Genomic DNA, 15747 nt, shown 5'->3' with positions numbered 1-15747 from the left:
AACATGAAGGATTGGCATAAAAGTGTAGTTTATCAAATTTATCCGAAGAGCTTTAATAGCTATTACAATAAAGAAACCGGTGATATAAAAGGAGTTACAGAGAAACTAGATTATTTAAAGGAACTCGGAGTAGATTATATTTGGCTAACACCGATATACCAATCACCACAAAATGATAATGGATACGATGTAAGTGATTACTACAGTATTGATCCATCTTACGGAACGATGGAAGAGTTTGAAGAGCTTTTAGAAGAAGCAAAGGCACGTAACATTGAAATTATGCTCGACATTGTTGTAAATCATAGTTCTACGGAGCATAAGTGGTTTAAGGAAGCGAAGGAAGATAAAAATAGTCCATATCGTAATTACTATATTTGGCGTGATGAAAAAAATAATTGGCAATCTAAGTTTGGTGGGTCTGCTTGGAAATATGATGAGAAGACAGAGCAATATTTTTTACATCTATTTGATGAGACACAAGCTGATTTAAATTGGGAAAATAAAAAACTTCGTGAAGAAGTATATGATATGATGCGTTTTTGGCTTGATAAAGGGGTAACTGGATTCCGATTAGATGTTATTAATTTAATTTCAAAAGATCAACAGTTCTTAAATGATGACGGAAGTACGGCGACAAGCGATGGGCGTAAATATTATACAGATGGCCCGCGCGTTCATGAATATTTACAAGAGATGAACCGAAATGTTTTTGAAGGGAAAGATGTAATTACAGTTGGAGAAATGTCATCTACGACAATTGATAATTGTATTAAATATTCAAACCCTGAGCGTAATGAATTAAGTATGACGTTTAGTTTCCATCATTTAAAAGTAGATTATCCGAATGGAGATAAGTGGACGCAAGCTGATTTTGATTTCATTAAATTAAAAGAGATTATGTCTAATTGGCAAATTGAAATGCAAAAGGGCGCAGGATGGAATGCGTTGTTCTGGTGTAATCATGACCAACCTCGCATAGTGTCACGCTTCGGTGATGATAGAAAGTACCGAAATGAATCTGCGAAAATGTTAGCGACAGCTATGCATATGTTGCAAGGAACACCTTACATTTATCAAGGCGAAGAAATCGGTATGACGAATCCTAAATTCGAGTCCATCGAGCAATATCGCGATGTGGAATCGTTAAATATACACGATATAAAGCTAGAAGAAGGATTATCAAAAGAAGAGATTATCGGGATTTTAAAACAAAAATCTCGTGACAACTCTCGTACTCCGATGCAGTGGAATGAAAAGGTGAACAGTGGTTTTACAACAAGTACACCTTGGATTTCAGTGGCTGAAAACTTTACAGAAATAAACGTAGAAAAAGCATTAGAAGATAAAGAGTCTGTATTTTATCATTATAAAAAGTTAATAGAACTTAGAAAAACGTATGATGTAATTACAGAAGGGGAATATGCTATTTTAGATGAAAAACATGCAAAGGTTTGGGCATATACTCGTACCTTAGAGAATGAAGTACTACTTGTTATCAATAACTTCTACGGAGAAGAAATAACGTATGCTGTACCAGCTCATGTTCCATTAGATGGAATGAAACAAGAAATACTACTGTCGAATTATAAAGATTTCAGCAAGGATATTACAAAACTTAACTTAAGACCATATGAATCAATTGTATATCGATATACGAAATAAAAAGGTTGTATGCCCGCGTGGCATACAACCTTTTATTTTAAGACACCACTATACAAAATGTTTACTTCTACTTCAGGTTTGAATTTTACTTTTGCATAATCTTTATTCCAATTTTTTTTCTTCCATAACTCAGGGTGATATGCGATAAGGTGTCTGCCGACACCGAAAGCATCACAATTTGCTTTTTGTAACCTGTTCGTTATTTGTTTTGCTTCTTTTGTAAGTTGTTTAGATAATTTTTCATTTAATTTTTTTCTTTCTTCCATTTTGTAAATATTATCTCTTGGAGCCTCAAGGGCTATAACTTTTAGTTGAAGCTTAATGTGAGCATATACATTTCCTTTTTTATCTGTTGTTATTTTTAAGTCTCGCTTTAACTTTCGATTGCTAATTTCCATTGTTAAATAATCAGATGTCTTCTCTGATTCATCGCTAGTAAGTTTTTGGGTTATACGGGCACTTGTTCCCATTTTTCCGGTTAATAATACGAATAAAACAGATTGTTTCAAAGGTAAATGCCCAGTTAATTTATCATTATTAAATAAAGCTAACCCGTTTGTAATTACTTCTTTTCCTTTTATTTTTATAGACGGGAGGGTGAAATCTTTACCGGGATCTAACATTTTTGTAGCAGCTGTTTCTAAAGTTTCTTTTGGAAATACACTCATATCTTCTAAGCTTTTCACTTTTTTCTTTAGAAAATCTCCAATTAGTAAATTTCCTATTTTCTTTTTTTCGAGTATCTCGGACGTTTCACCATCTACTGCAATAAGTTTTACTAAAGCAGTTGGGTTTGTTGGGTCACGAAAGCTGACATCTAAATACGGTAGTATACCTTTTTTTAGAATTTTGGTTCCTAGTAATTGAACACCATATTTGAAATAGCGAATATTCCCAGTCACATTTTTTTTTAGGGCATCGCTTGTATCCCTTATGTTATGCCCGGTTGCTGAATGTATTTCATTTTCGAATGAAGATTGCTCTCCGCTTGAACTTTTTACGAGTTCAAGCGTTTGCTGAAGTTTATTTTGTTCCGTAATATCATATCCAATGCTATAAGCTAATCTCGCTTCTCTTAATGGTTCTTGATCCCAACAGCCAGAAAGGAATGCACTAGTACATAATATAAAAAGTAATTTAACTCTTTTTTGGAACATACTGTTCTCCTTTCTTATTCCTTATTACTGAATAAAGTAGAAATAAAAGAGGGAGGACAACTATGAAAATATACGTGAACTTATCAGTAAAAGTTGCAATTACTTTTAATTCTTCAGGTGTATCTATAAATAGGGCTACACTAAAAGCAATAATACCAACGATTGGAACAGCCTTTTTATGATTAGCCAGATTGAAGATATGTCCAATTCCTATAGAAGCAGCACAGTAATAACTAGCAATAGAAGCTACAACAGTTATCATCCATATTGGGATGAATAGTAAATCGGTTCGGTCTATAATCCCAATATGTAGAGAACGCAATAAGTAAGCAACTGGCTCTGGAATAAGTTCAACTTGTTTTGGACTAAATACGATAAAGCAAATCCAAACAGTAAAAGTATAAAAAAGAGTTACAAATCCATTAGCGATAGAAATTGCTTTCAGTTTTGCCACAGAATTCCCATTTACTTTTGGGAAAGCGATAAGAATAATCTCAAAACCATACATAGCTGTAATGGTTTCTTTTGATGCTTGAATAATATTCCACCATCCGGCTTCTGTAATTGGAAAAATGTAAGAAAAATCAGCTCGTGTAAGCCCTAGGGCAATTAAAAGAGCCATTGGTAAAATGAGAATAGAAGCCATGACGTAAAACCGTACGATGACTTTGAACGTATTATAAGCTATGTAACAACAAGCTATTGTAAATAGCATGAGGGTGGCATACCAAGGAGTTGCTTGTAATATCCAAACTTTAATGACATTACAAGCATTTAACATAACCGTCATACCGATAAGGGTAAAATAAAAAACATAAGCAAAACCTAATAGTTTTCCAAGCTTATTCCCAAATAGCATACAAACACTTTCATACATATCTGCATCAGGAAATCGTTTTAAGAAAAGCCACATAAGTAAAATAATAAGTTGAATTGCAAGACCAGCGATGAGAGCAGAAATCCATCCGCCACCTTTCGCTATTGGGTGAAGACGGTTTGGTAGAGAAAGTATACCAACTCCGATTTGGCATTGAATAACGAAAAAGGTAAATTGAACAAGTGAAATTTTACTTTGCGTGTTTGTCACCGTTCTCATCCTCTCTCGTTACATGTTGTCGTTGCATTTCTTTCGGTTTTGAATCATGTGGTCGTTCCCAAAACGACCAAATTGGTAGTCGTACAAAAGAGTCTTTCATATCTTTTATCCGCATCGGAGCAACAGGAGAAAGATATGGGGTATGAAATGAATGTAACTGGCATAAATGAACGAAAGTTATAATGAGACCGAATGATATTCCTACATAGCCGAATATGGCAGCAAGGAGCATTAATGGAAAGCGAAGAATCCGAACTGCGGAACTCATATCATTTGATGGAACAAGAAAAGATGAGATTGCAGTTAAAGCTACAACGATAATCATTGTATAAGAAACGAGACCGGCTTTTACAATTGCATCACCAATTACTAAACCACCTACAATACCGATTGTTTGTCCAACTCGGCTTGGCAAGCGAATACCAGCTTCCCGTAATAATTCAAAGATTAATTCCATTAAGAGAGCTTCAAAAATAGGAGGAAGTGGCACTTTTTCTAATGAAGCTTTAATCGTATAAACAAGTTCGAGCGGCAACACATCAGGATGAAAAGCAACTGTTGCGATATATATAGCGGGCAAGAGAAAGGCAATCAAGAAACTGACTAAGCGAATCATTCGGATGAAAGAACCGACAATCCAGCGGTTATTATAATCATCTGGAGATTGATAAAAGGCAAATAATGTGACGGGTACAATAAGTGCTGTTGGATCCCCATCAGAAAAAATGGCGACTCGTCCCTCCATTAGATTCGCCGCGACTCTATCTGGACGTTCTGTATTTAATTGTTGTGGAAAGGGTGAGAAAGAGGTATCTTCTATGAATTCTTGTATGTATCCTGGAGGCATTAATGCATCCGTTTGAATCGTTTCTAACCTTCTTTTTACTTCTGTAACTAGATCGTCATTCGCTATATTTTGCATATAAGCAATTGCCACTTTCGTATGCATTTCTTCACCGAGTGTGAAATATTTAACGACGACATGTGGACTTTTTATGAGTTTACGAATAGAAGCTAAATTGGTTGCTAAATCTTCTACTAAACCAGTATGCGGTCCACGGACAATCCCTTCATTATCAGGTTCTGTTATATCTCTCTTTAAAGATAGAGCTGTTTCGAAAATACAAAAACTGTCGACGTGTTCATGAAAATATAAAGATTTACCTTGTAATAAAAGCTGCACACCATAATTTAAATTTGTTTCTTTTTTCATATTTAATGTGGCAAAAGCTTTATCTAAAGACAGATCCGATCGAGTTAATAATGGTTCAAGAGCTAATTGATGAATTAAATTTGGGTCTGCTAAAGATTCGATATATATAATTGTTCCTTTTCCATTTTGAAAAGGGATATCTAATTTTTTTATATCGTCTGAATGGGAAAGTTTGTTTTCAATGTAATTAATGTTCTCCGGAAGTGATGGAAACATATGCTTTTGATTTTTACTCTCTTGTTGTTCTTTAGGCTCTGTCATAATTTCCACCTCTTTTAGAATAAAGTCACTTCAGTTAATTTTTGTTGTTTGTGAGAAATTTATGCTTGGATTATTCGGGTGAGAGATTGAAAATTCTGCTTTTTTATCTTCTATACTTAAAGAAAATGAAAATTAGGAGAATGGGAAGAAAGCGTATATTAGATTGGCAATATTAATATATATCTTTTGTACTATAGGAGGGTAAACCTAGCGGCACATATAATTACATCATTCGATGAATAGGAAATTTAAGAAAAGCGATTTATAATAATAGTATTGTGTCTTGCCTTTTTAGGGGCAGTACACAGCCGGTGATTGGCTAGTGGAGGTTCTTCCATTTTGCCAGTGCCGGTTTTTTATTGGATAATAGAGAAAATGAAGTTTTATAAAGAAAGAAGGGGTTGTTTTGAAGGATGTAAATTCTATCTTTATGAGAGAAAAGATTGCTAGTTCTTATCTTTATTTTATTTCTTTTCTTGGTTTGATTACTATAACTATATCTTTACTTGAAATTAAAATCCCTTCTCATTTAACAATACTAATATTGTTATTAATATTTATGGGGATTGCAGAGTATTTTCCTGTACGATTTTGGAGAGGAACGAGCTCGCTTACCTTTCCCATAATTTACGCTATGAGTTGGCAGTTTGGAATCCATATAACTATTATTGCTATTGTACTCGTAACGTTAATTATTCACCTGCATCGTCGTTCACCAATACAAAGAATGTTATTTAATAGTACTCAGCATGCGCTTAGTTTGATCTTGGCCGAATGGTTTTCAAATAAATGTATGCACTTATTAATTAACAATATAGATATGTCAGTTCTGTATGAAAATTTAATATCTTTGTTATTATTTTGCGTGTTTTTTTGTTTTTTCAACAACCGCTTTTACGATTTGTTAATGATACTCCTTCCACAGCCATATTCAATCTATCAGTGGTATAAAAAAACTGTAACGGTATTCCTTTGCGAAACTTTTGGTTTCTCTTATGCGGCCTTGATGCATGTATTAATTAGTACATATAGTGTGGAAGTAAATGAGATTACAGTACTTTTTTTCTTTTTTCCACTTGTAGCAATTTCAGTTATTAGCTCTTTTTCTGTACGGATAAGGATGGAGAAGGAACGATTATATGAGCTGTTTCTTATTACGACAGAAATTAGTCGTGGACTAACCGGAGGGAACCTGAAACATATTAAACGAGCACTTAAAGGTTTTTTTGGCATACAAGCATATGGAATATGGACAAAAGATGATGGAAACTGGAATCTTCTATTAAAAGATGGGAAAGTCCGTCTTGATATTTCTGATCATTCGGAAAAGTTTGAGGGAATCTCTAAAAATCTTGTGTTTAATGATTGGAAAACTGGTACGGCTCCTGGAGATGAAATATTTGATAGTGTCATACGCTCCCTTGTATATTTTCCTCTTATTGTAAATGATGAACTAGTCGGAATGTTTGTTGCAGGGAAAAGTAGAACTGCGGGTTTTTTCCCGGAAGATGTACAGTCTTTAGCTACGTTTTCTAATCAATTAGCTAACGTAGTTAAAACAAGGATATTGATTTCTGAACAGGAAAAAAGAATGATTTTAGAAGAAAGAAATAGAATCGCACGCGAAATTCACGATGGTATTGCGCAAACATTGGCAGGGGTGATATATCAACTAGAATCCGCACAGAAAAAATATCGTGATAAACCAATAGATATGCAACAAATAGTAGAGAAAAGTATAAAAGATTTAAGAGGAAGCTTAGGAGAAGTTCGCTATTCTATTTATGCTTTAAAACCATATCCGACACAACAATTAGGGCTAAAGCAGGCGATAGCAAGTAAAATAAAGTCTTTAAAACAAGAATATGAACTAGATATTACATATCATGAAAGAGGTCATGCACGTGCGCTTAGCTTTTCAAAAGAAAGAGCTATTTTTGATACATTACAAGAGAGTTTGCAAAACATTGTAAAACATGCACAAGCAGACAAGACTGATGTTTTACTTAGCTATCAAAGTGAGCACGTGCTTTTAAGGGTTAAGGATAATGGAGTTGGGTTTTCACTATTTGAGTCTATGGTTAAAACGAAGAATGAGCCACATTATGGTATATTACATATGAATGAACAAGCTGAACAATTAGGGGCTACTTTACAGATTGATAGTTCTGTAGGGAAAGGGACAGAAATTACACTATTAATTCCAGATTCACAAACAAGGGGTGCGTAAAATGATTAAAATATTAGTAGTGGATGATCATGCTTTTTTACGAGACGCAATTCGGAGCATACTAGAGGATGAATCTGATATGAACGTGGTTGGAGAAGCTAGCTCTGGGGACGGAGTATTGGAAAAAGTAGAAGAATGCAGACCAGATTGTATTTTGATGGATATTAATCTTCCTGGGAAAAATGGTATTGAAGCTACAGAGTTGGTGAAAAAAAATTATCCGAATTGCCGAGTACTTGTGTTTACAATGTATGAGCATGATGAGTATTTAATGGATGCACTTCAAGCTGGTGCTGATGGGTATTTATTGAAAGATTCATCATCGGAGCAGGTAGTAGCAGCAATTCGGATGTTATATCGAGGCGATTCAGTTATTCATCCGCGTATGACTAAAAAATTAATTACATATCATCAGCAAAAAATGAAAGTAGAATCAAATGAAAATGAACTGACGGAACGTGAAAAGGAAATTCTCTTTGAATTAGTAAAAGGATTTAGTAATAAAGAAATTGCTGAAGCTCTGTATATTAGTGATAAAACAGTTAAAATTCACATCAATAAAATTTTTAAAAAACTAAATGTGAAAAGTCGGTCGCAAGCGGTGATTTATGCTGTTCGAAATCAATTGGTTCCGTTGGATTAAATAAGAGATGTTTAAAAGAACTATCGTGTTTCTTTATTCTATATTACAAAGAATAAAGAGCAAGATAGTTCTTTTGTACTATGTAGACATAGAATCATTAGAAAAAAGATACGCCTTTCGTTTAATTTTCAGAAAAGTTAGAATGTGGAATAATAAAAATAGAACTATTGCTTAAAGCTACTAATAATTCATGTTGTAAATCATTGTAGTTGGAAACAATTTATGGGGGCTTTTATAGAAAGAAGATTAGAAGTGTGGGGATGGCGGTAGTAGTGTTGGAGATTTTTGATCCTTTTAAATAGATCCAAGGTTGATAGAATTGCCAATGCTACATAGGAGCTCAGAAGATTTATTTTAGAAAAAATAATTTTAATAATAAGGAGATGCGCTATGAAGAAGGGGAAATTCGGAAGAATACTTATCGGAACGCTAACTGTTGGCATGTTAATGTCTCAAGGAATTCCATATAACGTATTGGCAGAAGAAGTAAATACATCTACTTTAACTGGAATTGATGATGCAAGTTCTATATTGAAAGGACTTACAAAGGAACAACGTAATGCTTTAAAAACATTAGATACAAAACCTGGTTTTGTTATTTCACCAGGCATTAATACAGCAAGTCCTGATAATGTGAATGTGATTGTAGAATTTAAGCAAGCACCTAGCAAAATCGAGATGTTAAAACAAGCAGCTAAAGGGAAAAAAATAGCTCTTTCAACTGCAGAACAAAAGGTGGAAGCATCGCATAAAGGATTTAAAACTGAGCTTGAACAGCTTCAAAAAAAGAAAGATAAGGGGCCGGATTTTAAAACTGCCAAAATAACAAGAGAATATAAGAATGCTTTTAATGGTGTGGCAATGTCGTTACCTGCGAATATGATCGAAGATTTAGTTCGCACTGGTATTGTTAAGCGTGTATGGGAAGATCGTGAGGTCAAAATTGATTTACCGAAAGAAACAGCTAAGACGGCTGCCGAACCCAAAATGGCAGATAGTGTACCACAAATTGGTGTGGACAAGCTGCATGATGAAAAAATAACAGGAAAAGGAATTAAGGTAGGTGTACTGGACACAGGTATTGATTATAACCACCCTGATTTAAAAGATGCTTATAAAGGGTATCGTGCAAAGCAAGGTGAAGATCCAAGCAAAATAGATCCGAACTCAATAAAAGGATGGGATTTTGTTAATAATGATGCTGATCCAATGGAGACAACGTATAAGGATTGGCAAAATTCTGGAGGATATCCTGAAATTTATGATGGAAGTGCATACTATACATCCCATGGGACTCATGTAGCTGGGACAATTGCTGCAGACAAAAAGAATAGTGTGGATTATGCAGTTACGGGAGTCGCTCCGGATGTAGATTTATATTCATATCGTGTATTAGGTCCATATGGAAGTGGACAAACAAGCGGTATTCTTGCTGCGATTGATAAAGCAGTGAAAGACGATATGGACGTTATCAATTTATCATTAGGTGCGTCTATTAATGATCCTTTATATCCTACTTCTATTGCAGTAAACAATGCGATGTTAGCTGGTGTTGTTACAGTAGTAGCGGCAGGTAATAGTGGTCCAGAAGAAGGTACCCTTGGATCACCTAGTGCAGCAGCACTTCCAATTACAGTTGGAGCAAGTGACGCTGCGATGACTATCCCGACATTTTCCACCGATGCAGCTGATTTACATGTGGATAAAATGATGCTACTTGGAAAAAGCTTTACTGATAAGATTGAAGATTTGAAAGGTCAATCCTTATCGCTTATATATGCAGGACTTGGGAAATCAGGTGATTTTACAGGGAAAGATGTAAAAGGGAAGTTAGCTCTTATCCAACGCGGTGAGATTACATTTGATGAAAAAATTAAAAATGCTAAGGAAGCAGGTGCAAAGGCGGTAATTGTATATAACAATGTAGATGGTGAAATTACAAGTTATCTTGGAGAAAGTACTTCATCTATTCCATCGTTCCGCTTAACAAAGGCAGATGGTGAGAAATTGCAAGCAAAAGCTGTCCAAGGAGATGTCTCTTTAACATTTGGAGAACTGAGTAACACAAAAACAGAGGGAGATCACTTAGCCGATTTCAGCTCTCGCGGTCCTGCAAGTAAAACAGATGATATTAAGCCGGATATTGTAGCGCCAGGTGTGTCTATTTTCTCTACTGTTCCTGAATATATTAATGATCCAAAGGATGGAGAAAATTATCCGGTAGCGTATGGACGTATGTCAGGTACATCTATGGCAACTCCTCATACAGCGGGGGTGGCAGCACTCATTTTGCAAGAAAATCCAAACTACAGTCCGTTTGAAGTAAAAGAAGCGCTTATGAATACTGCAGTTGACTTAAAAGAGGCACGCTCTGTATTTGAGGTGGGATCAGGCCGAATTGATGCGTATCGTGCAGTTCATGCAGATACAGCTATCGAGGTTATCGATAAAACATCAAACGTTGTAAATGATGAAGAAGTAGAAATTGAAGAAAAAACAGGGTCTATTGCATTCGGATATAAAAATCAATTGGGAAATGGACCTATTAAAGATAGTCGAAAAGTCTTAATTAAGAATAGCAATAAAACAGACGAGAAAGAGTTTAAATTAGAAGTAGAGTTTTCACCAACAAGTGTAGGTGTGCAAGATGCAGCGAAGAATGGTGTGAAGCTGAACGTACAAGATTCTATTAAAGTAGCTCCTAGTACATCAGGGGAAATTAGCCCTGAAATTATCATTCCAGAAAACGCTGAATTTGGTAGATATGAGGGATATATTCATATTTCAAATAAAAAAAATGAAAAAGAAGTATATCAAGTGCCATTTGCAGTTAAATTCACAGAAAAAGGAATTGAATCTGTAGATTTGCTGAGAGATGCAATGGCAACAGATACATCTAACTTCCATCCATTTATGGAAAGGCCGAGTTCACCGCTGACATTTAAATTGAACAGTCCACTTGAAACTATCGATGCAGTGGTGAAGGATCGAAAAACAGGAAAGGCATTAGGAATTGTGGGGACAATTAATGCTAGCAGTCTAACACCAAATATTGAATATATCATGTTCGATGGTATGGGTGGCTATGTATTCCCGTTTACAGGAGATCCAAATCATCCAATTGGAGACAAGCGAGTTACGTTGCCTGATGGAGATTACCAACTTGATTTCATTGGATATGACAAAGAAGGGAAACCTTATACAAAAGGAGATAGCGTAATTATTGATAATATCAAACCTGAAATGAAATTTACCGATGTAAAACCTGGCGTTCATGAGGTAAATGAATCTATGTTCAAAGAAGAAGATGGTCAGCGTGCATTATGGGTACATGGTAACATATATGATTCTACGATAGATGTATTAAAGGCAAAAGGCCTTCAGTATGACCAAAAAACTAATGAAATTGTATATTACCAAAACTCTGCTTTTCCGTCAGGTTGGTTGAATACAATTCAAGCCAATGGTGATTTTAAATTTGGTGTACTTCCAGAGGAAATCAATGAACCGCTTAATTTAAGGTTATTTGGATATGATCTTGCAACTGCATCAAATATGGTAAATGGATTTAAAGATTATGTCTTTGTTAAAGAGGGAACGGAATACGCTGTCCCAAGCTATGACAAGGATAAAGTTAAACTAGGAGAAAAAATTACATTAACTTTAAATCTTAATAATGTGAAACAACTTATGTCAGGTACATTTGAGATTCCTTATAGTAAACAGTTGTTTAAATTTGTAGATGTTAAACCAAATCCAGCACTTGCAGAATATGCAAAACAACATGGATTAAATATTAAATTAGAAGATCCAGTGATAAATGAAGAAGGAAACTGGGAAAACAAGGTGAAAGTTGGTGCATCTTTAGAAGGAACAGAATTTAAAGGTCTAGATGGAGACGCACCATTTGTAGATGTTACATTCGAGATGACGAGTGACGAGTATTTTAATAATTTAACAGCATTTGGAGTAGATAAATTCTCTTATACAAAAACAGGTGCATCAGAAGGCGTTGAGATTCCTGTGTTTAAAGATAAATCCTTTTCTATTATTTCGAAACATGCAATGGTTACAGGATATATTGGACCAGAAGCTTTCTTAACTGAAGAGGGGTATTTAGGTAAGAATGACTACACAAAACTAGGAGCAAAAGTGTATGCAGTTGGTAAGGATGGAAAGAAATATACAGGAACGGTTGATGATAATGGGCAATTTGAAATTCATAGTGTTCCAGTAAGTGATACAGAATATAATATTTTCGTAGAAATGCCAGGTCATTTAAATAGTAAATTAACTACAAAAATAGGGAAAATGCAGGATGGAGAATTAGTGGGACAAAACTTTAGAGCTGATATGGATGACAGCCTTGCAGGTGATGTAAACGGCGATAAAATGGTAGATATTCAAGATGCTAGAATAGCAGCTCTTTCATATGAAAAAGGAAAAGTGGCTGTAAAAGATGGAGATGTCAATCAAGATGGTGTTGTAAATGAAACAGATATTCGTTTTATTGAGAAGAATTTCATGAAAAAGGGTCCAGATGCCAAAGAAAATCAGAAACCGAAAGAAAATGTAGGGCCAGTGACGTTAGATAAAATCTTACGTTCCATTGGATTAGAGCCAAAAAAATAAGTGGGCACAATTCTAGAGTAAACTAAGTGATAAAACAATGAGTATAGAATTAAATAGGATTTACTAACAATGGACCGGTAATGATTCGATGTAACATTACCGGTTATTCTTAAAGTGATAGTTATTTGTAAACATGAAGTAAATAATTTAACGTTGGTTAGGTTTCGTTATGGGGAATATTATTTGTTTAATTAGTATTGTTTGTGGGATGGAAATAAGGTTTGGAGTTTGAACTTTAAAAATAGGGGGACTTGTGAAATGAGTATTAAGAAAAAACTTGGTATGGGTGTTGTAACTGCAGGGCTTGGTTTATCTTTAATTGGCGGGGGGACATATGCGTATTTTAGTGATAAGGAAGTATCACAAAACACGTTTGCAGCGGGTACTTTAGATTTGAGTGTTAATCCTGAAGTTGTTATTAATGTCGACAATATTAAACCAGGTGATGAAATGGAACGCGGTTTTCAATTAGTTAACAAAGGAACTTTAGCGATAGGAGACGTGAAACTTCTTACAGATTATAGTGTAATCGATGCTAAAGGAGATAATGGAAGTGCTGATTTTGGTGATCATATCCGTGTCGATTTCTTATGGAATTTGGATAAAAATGAGGTTCCAATTTGGTCTACTACATTATCTGAATTAAAGGTAGCTACGCAAAACGGAAGTATTCCTGATCTTGTACAAAAAGGTGTTGTAGACCGAGAAGGAAATGGACTTGCTCCTGGTGATGATGATACTTTCTATGTAATGTTCACATTTGTAGATAGCAATGAAGAGCAAAATGTATTTCAAGGAGATTCATTAAAATTAAATTGGACTTTCAATTCAATGCAGACAAAAGGTGAAGAGAGATAAAGATAAATGTTATATATAAGAATAAATTGATGAAGAATTGAGAAATAAAATTTTTAATAGTGTAAGGGTTGATTTAGTGAATCAACCTTTTTTGTGTTTTGAGAGAAAATTATGCTTGGATTATTTGAAAAAAAATAAGCTTGAAAGTTACGTTACGTCATCTTTTATACTTAAGGAAACAAGGAGTAGAGGGATGGTGTATATAATTTTGAAAAGTATGTGGGGATGGAAAGAAATTTTATATTTATTTGTGTTTGTATTTATTATTGTTCCAGTAATTGTTGAATCTCTTTTTTATGACTATGCTTTAAAAATAATAGGGAACTCATTATATGCTGGAGTATTAATGGGATTTATAATGGCAGTGATATTTACTACTGTAGTTTATCTTTTTTGTATAAAAAGATATAAGCTCTCGTGGAGAGATATTGGAATTCGGAAGCTTTCATGAAAAGATTTCTTATGGACATTTGGAGCGGTTATTTTCTTAATTGTAGTTAGTATTGCTGTATTAATGATAATGGAGAAAATGGGTATTTCTTTTGAAAATAGTAAAACGGAAACGGTCCAAAATGATAAATCAATATATTCATTCTGTATCGCGGTAATCGGAGCAGCAGTTATATCACCAATCTATGAAGAGATTTTGTATCGAGGGGTTTTTTATACGTTTTTTCGTGATAAATATGGTATATGGGGCGGAGTGCTTATAAGTTCCATAATATTTACCGTTGTTCATATTCCAACATATAACACATTACCAGTGAATTTTTTTAGTGGAGTAGTATTTGCGTGGTTATATGAGAAAACAAATTCTATTTTATCAGCTATGATTGCCCACGCATTATTCAATTTTATAGCAGTACTTCTCACATTTATGTCGAATTAAGAAGATATATAGGAGGGATACATATGGAAATAGCTGTAGAACGTGTTTTTACAAAAGAGGTTTTAGCAAGAGCAGCAAAGGCATTTCATGTAACAGTGGAAGAAAAGCCACTTGGAGATTTTGAAAATTATATTTTTAAGGCAAAGGGTGATCGTGGTGAAGATTACGTATTACGTTTAACACACTCTTCTCATCGTTCTAAAAAAGAAGTTGAAGCTGAACTAGATTTTTTACGATATGTTGCGGAGCATGGGGCAAAGGTAGCAGGACCTCTTTATTCAAAGTCTCAAAATCTTGTAGAAGGGATCAGAGCAGAGGATGAAACTTTCTTTTTCGCTTCTTTATTTACATATGCAAAAGGTGAACAAGTAAAAGGAAAAGAATCGCCTTATTGGGGAGATGCTTATTTTGAAGCATGGGGAAAAGCGATTGGTCAACTGCACCGCTTAACAATGAACTACCCTAAAACAGATTATCGTGATACGTGGGAAGAAGACGAAAGTGGGATTGTTAATGAATTAGAAGATGATCAAGTGAAAAAGATTGCAGCGGTATTAATGGATGAAATAAAGGCTCTTCCAATTGAAAGAGAAACGTTCGGCCTTATGCACGGTGATATCCATCCCGGTAATTTTCATTATGATGGTAAAGAGCTAACAATCTTTGATTTTGATGATGCGGCTTATAATTACTTTATACATGATTTAGCAATGGTTCTCTATTACTCTGTTCTATTTACACCGTGGACAGCGGAAGAGAAGACAGACTTTGCTCGTAAACAGCTACAAGTGTTACGAAAAGGCTATGAGTATGAGCACAGACTAGCGGATAGTTGGTATGAATCGTTACCGTTGTTCTTACGTCTACGTGATGTTGGTTTATACGGTACACTTCAAAAGAAGTTTAAGGAGAAAGATATGCCAGATAACTTCCGAGAATTATCAGAAGAGCTATATGAAAGAATTATAAAAAGAGAAGCAATTGTGAATATATAATACATTTTTGTGAAAACAAAGTATACAGAATAAATGTATGCTTTGTTTTTTTATACAAAAATATGTTTGTTTTATTAAAATAATATTGTTATAGATTCGGTATACACT

The 15747-nt window shown here is 34.6% G+C and carries 9 protein-coding genes and 1 pseudogene; 7 read left to right on the top strand and 3 right to left on the bottom strand.

The window, feature by feature from the left end:
- Nucleotides 1-3: 3 nt before the first annotated feature.
- On the top strand, nucleotides 4-1665 hold the full coding sequence (gene treC / locus AC1Q8N_RS24245; protein ID WP_098076882.1) for an alpha,alpha-phosphotrehalase: 1662 nt from the start codon (nucleotides 4-6) through the stop codon (nucleotides 1663-1665).
- A 32-nt stretch (nucleotides 1666-1697) separates the two neighbouring features.
- Here the strand turns inward: treC and gerKC are convergent, their stop codons facing one another.
- The 3 genes from gerKC to gerKA are packed head-to-tail and all read right to left on the bottom strand — an operon-like array spanning nucleotide 1698 to nucleotide 5392.
- Complete coding sequence (gene gerKC / locus AC1Q8N_RS24240; protein ID WP_098076879.1) at nucleotides 1698-2822, bottom strand: spore germination protein GerKC; 1125 nt, start codon at nucleotides 2820-2822, stop codon at nucleotides 1698-1700.
- Nucleotides 2803-3909, bottom strand: coding sequence for a GerAB/ArcD/ProY family transporter (locus AC1Q8N_RS24235; protein ID WP_098076877.1), 1107 nt, complete (start codon nucleotides 3907-3909; stop codon nucleotides 2803-2805). The genes gerKC and AC1Q8N_RS24235 overlap by 20 nt, the downstream gene beginning before the upstream one ends.
- Complete coding sequence (gerKA, locus tag AC1Q8N_RS24230) at nucleotides 3890-5392, bottom strand: spore germination protein GerKA (RefSeq protein ID WP_098642935.1); 1503 nt, start codon at nucleotides 5390-5392, stop codon at nucleotides 3890-3892. Before gerKA ends, AC1Q8N_RS24235 begins: the two co-directional genes overlap by 20 nt.
- A gap of 406 nt (nucleotides 5393-5798) precedes the next feature.
- On the opposite strand from gerKA, the gene AC1Q8N_RS24225 reads away from it, so the two are divergent.
- The 6 genes and pseudogenes from AC1Q8N_RS24225 to AC1Q8N_RS24200 all read left to right on the top strand — a co-directional run bounded on the left by AC1Q8N_RS24225 (nucleotide 5799) and on the right by AC1Q8N_RS24200 (nucleotide 15639).
- Entirely contained in the window at nucleotides 5799-7622 is a 1824-nt protein-coding gene (locus AC1Q8N_RS24225) for a GAF domain-containing sensor histidine kinase (protein ID WP_493521408.1), read from the top strand.
- Nucleotide 7623: 1 nt separating this feature from the next.
- Nucleotides 7624-8265 (top strand): response regulator, encoded by a 642-nt coding sequence (locus tag AC1Q8N_RS24220; RefSeq protein WP_098076871.1) that lies wholly within the window; start codon nucleotides 7624-7626, stop codon nucleotides 8263-8265.
- A gap of 390 nt (nucleotides 8266-8655) precedes the next feature.
- A complete protein-coding gene (locus AC1Q8N_RS24215; RefSeq protein WP_098642933.1) occupies nucleotides 8656-12897 on the top strand; it encodes a S8 family serine peptidase in 4242 nt (1413 codons plus the stop codon).
- A gap of 258 nt (nucleotides 12898-13155) precedes the next feature.
- The gene (locus tag AC1Q8N_RS24210; protein WP_000023371.1) at nucleotides 13156-13755 is read left to right on the top strand and encodes a TasA family protein; all 600 of its coding nucleotides are present in this window, start codon (nucleotides 13156-13158) and stop codon (nucleotides 13753-13755) included.
- Nucleotides 13756-13957: 202 nt separating this feature from the next.
- A pseudogene (locus tag AC1Q8N_RS24205) lies at nucleotides 13958-14644 on the top strand (CPBP family intramembrane glutamic endopeptidase).
- Between the two features lie 23 nt (nucleotides 14645-14667).
- Nucleotides 14668-15639 (top strand): phosphotransferase enzyme family protein, encoded by a 972-nt coding sequence (locus AC1Q8N_RS24200; protein WP_098076865.1) that lies wholly within the window; start codon nucleotides 14668-14670, stop codon nucleotides 15637-15639.
- Nucleotides 15640-15747 lie beyond the last annotated feature (108 nt).

Source organism: Bacillus sp. GW823-FHT06B01, assembly GCF_058952315.1.
This window is presented reverse-complemented; position numbering and strand designations above follow the sequence as displayed.